General features: G+C 33.0%; 1 protein-coding gene. It reads right to left on the reverse strand.

From position 1 onward, the window contains the following. Window positions 1–232 precede the first annotated feature (232 nt). Window positions 233–630, reverse strand: a 398-nt coding sequence (locus J4050_RS15195) for a cation efflux transmembrane domain-containing protein (protein ID WP_208155465.1), incomplete at its 5' end; no start/stop codon positions are given.

Consider the following 630-nt stretch of genomic DNA (forward strand, 5'->3'; position numbering starts at 1 on the left):
TGATATTGATGTGTTTTTGTTCATTTGAATACTAATTTTCTCAAATATACCAAAAATTGGTATAAACGCAAAATTTTCTCAAATTGCACACAACGTGTTTGTATATGGTTTGTTGCGTGGTTGAGCACGTAATTTAGCAAATAAAAACCGAATAGAAAATCCGCGAGGATTTTCAGAAGTAGGCGAGAACAAGCAATTACTTATAGCCATTGTTGTGGTTAGTGTTTTTTATTTATTTACTTAATTTTAAAATTCTTAATGCTCCTTGAATTACCAAAATAAAAACGATTGTTCCAATAATCAAATCAGGTTTGCTCGAACTTAACCAATTTACCAAAAGTCCAGCGATTATGACTCCTAAATTAATAATCACGTCATTCGAGGTGAAAATCATACTTGCTTTCATATGTGCCTCTTCTTTGCTCTTTGACTTTTGCAAAATGTAAAGACAAATTCCGTTTGCAATAAGTGCAAAAATCGAAACGATAATCATTGTGGAAAAATCGGGTAATTTCTCGTCTCCGAAAAATCTTCTTAACACTTCCACAAATCCAATAATCGCAAGTGTTATTTGAAAATATCCAGCAAGTTTCGCAATCCGCTTTTTTCTTGTCAGAGTTCCGCCAACCG

The organism is Winogradskyella pelagia, assembly GCF_017581965.1.
GTDB classification, from domain to species: Bacteria; Bacteroidota; Bacteroidia; order Flavobacteriales; family Flavobacteriaceae; genus Winogradskyella; species Winogradskyella pelagia.